Raw genomic sequence first — 2,200 nt, 5'->3', positions numbered from 1 at the left:
GTGCAGGCATCAGCCAGGGCACGATCCGCCTGTCCATCGGCCTTGAAGACGCCGATGACCTGATCGACGACCTCAAGCGCGCGTTGAAAGCCGCTGAAAAGGCGGCAGAGAAAGTGGGGGCCTGACCATGCACATCCAAATCAACGGCGCCGCCATCTACTGCTACACCGGCGGCAAGGCATTTGATGCCGCCAAGCCCACCGTGGTGTTCATCCACGGCGTGCTCAACGACCACAGCGTGTGGGCCCTGCAAAGCCGCTACATGGCCAACCACGGCTGGAACGTGCTGGCCATCGACCTGCCCGGCCACTGCCGCAGTGGCGGCGATGCGCCCGCCACGGTGGAGCAAGGCGCGGACTTCATTGGCGCGCTGCTGGATGCCGCAGGCGTGCAGCGCGCGGCGCTGGTGGGCCACAGCTGGGGCTCGCTCATTGCCATGGAAGCCGCCGCGCGGCTCAAGGACCGCATCAGCCACCTGGTGCTGGTGGGCACGGCGTTCCCGATGAAGGTCTCGCCCGCACTCATCGAGGCCTCGCAGAGCGATCCCGAGAAGGCGATGCGCATGGTCAATGTGTTTTCACGCAGCACTCTGTCTGCGCCCCCGTCGGCCCTGGGCCCAGGCACCTGGGTGTTTGGCGCGGGCATGGCGCTCGGGCGCAAGGTGCTGCGCAGCAACCCGGCGGTCAACGTGTTCCACCGGGGGTTTGTGGCCTGCGACAGCTATGCCGGTGGCGAGGTGGCTATGGCCCAGCTCACTTGCCCGGTGCTGTTTGCGCTGGGCAGCCAGGACCAGATGACACCGCCCAAAGCCGCGCAAGGCCTTGTCAACGCGGCACGCGCAGCGGGCCAATCGGTGTCGATGGCAAGCCTTCCTGTGGGCCACAACCAGATGACCGAGGCGCCGGAAGAAACGCTGTTCGCGCTGCGCGACTTTCTGGCCCGCTGATCTCGCTGAGGCCATGAAGGCCGCTGACCTGCCGCACCACAGGTCAGCGCGCGCTGCGCCGCCACGCAGGCCACTGCCAGAGCGTAAAGGCGCGCAGCAACCACTCTACCGGGCCATAGGCGTGCGCGGCCATCCAGCGGCGGCTCCACACCAGTTGAGCGCCATACAGCACCAGCACGCCCACCACCACCAGCCAGGGCGCCACCCGGCCCACCAGCGCAAGTCCATAGGCCGTAAAAACCAGCGCCCCCACCAGAGACTGCAGCAGGTAATTCGACAATGCCATGCGCCCCGCAGGCTCCAGCGCTGCCCCCAGGCGCTGACCCACAGGGCCGCGCTGCAGCAGCCACAGCAGCAGCGCCACATAGCCAAAGGTCATCAGCGGCGCGGTTGCCAAGTCCACCGCCAGCGCTGCCAGCACCACATGCTCAGGCTGCTGCACGCTGCTGGTGTCCACCTGCGCAAAGGCATAGAACAAGGCACCGGCCATCCCCACTGGCAGGCAGCACAGCATCCACCGCTGCAGCCGCGCGGGCTGCTGCGCCACCCGTGCCAGGTAGCCCGACCGGTGCGCGGCCAGCCCCAGCAGGAACATGGCCAGCGCACAAGGCCCCTGCACAAACACCAGCACAAACCAGACGCCTTCGGCCATATCGCGCCCGCGCTGGGCTATAGCGCCCAGCGCACTCGCGCGGTAAGCCTGCGCAGCCTGCTGGGCCTTGGCATGCAGCTCGGCCACCGGCACCTCCATCGGCGGAACATGTGCCACCAGCCAGGCCAGCAGGCCCCAGCCCCCGGCCGTCATCCCCAGCAGGACCAGGGCCAGCACCGTCGCGGCGGTGGGCTTCAACCCACGCCAGACCAGCAGCAACACGCCCAGCAACGCATAGGTGACCAGAATGTCACCAGCAAACAGCAGCCAGGCATGTGCGAGCCCCAGCAGAAAGAGCCCCAGCAGACGACGCAAAAAGCGCGGCACAAAGGCGCTGCCCGAGCGCGCTGCCGAATCCATCTGCAGCGCGAAGCTGTAGCCGAACAGCAGCGAGAACAGCAGGTAGAACTTGGTTTCGAAAACGAAGCTCACCCACCAGCGCACGGCGTGGTCAACGGGCCGGGAGAAGGCCGGATCTGCGACACCCACGCCAAAGTAGGTAGACGCAAAACTGCCCGCGTTGACCATCAAGATACCCAGCAAGGCAAAGCCGCGCAGTGCGTCAATGGAGTGCTCGCGCCCGGCACTGGCCGGTGCGGGGT

The 2,200-nt window shown here is 67.0% G+C and carries 3 protein-coding genes; 2 read left to right on the top strand and 1 reads right to left on the bottom strand.

Annotation, left to right across the window (positions count from 1 at the left end; all coding sequences use genetic code 11):
- On the top strand, positions 1-125 hold a 125-nt coding region (locus tag DBR12_RS23230), incomplete at its 5' end, for a PLP-dependent transferase (RefSeq protein ID WP_233244908.1).
- Between the two features lie 2 nt (positions 126-127).
- The gene (locus tag DBR12_RS19140) at positions 128-946 is read left to right on the top strand and encodes an alpha/beta fold hydrolase (RefSeq protein ID WP_108618700.1); all 819 of its coding nucleotides are present in this window, start codon (positions 128-130) and stop codon (positions 944-946) included.
- Between the two features lie 43 nt (positions 947-989).
- Here DBR12_RS19140 and DBR12_RS19135 read toward each other — a convergent pair.
- The coding region (locus tag DBR12_RS19135) for a DUF418 domain-containing protein (protein WP_108618699.1) at positions 990-2,200 on the bottom strand (1,211 nt) is incomplete at its 5' end.

The sequence above is a fragment of the Acidovorax sp. HMWF029 genome (assembly GCF_003060895.1).
GTDB lineage: Bacteria > Pseudomonadota > Gammaproteobacteria > Burkholderiales > Burkholderiaceae_C > Acidovorax.
The sequence above is the reverse complement of the archived record's forward strand: the minus strand, read 5'-3'. Positions and strand labels throughout refer to the sequence as shown.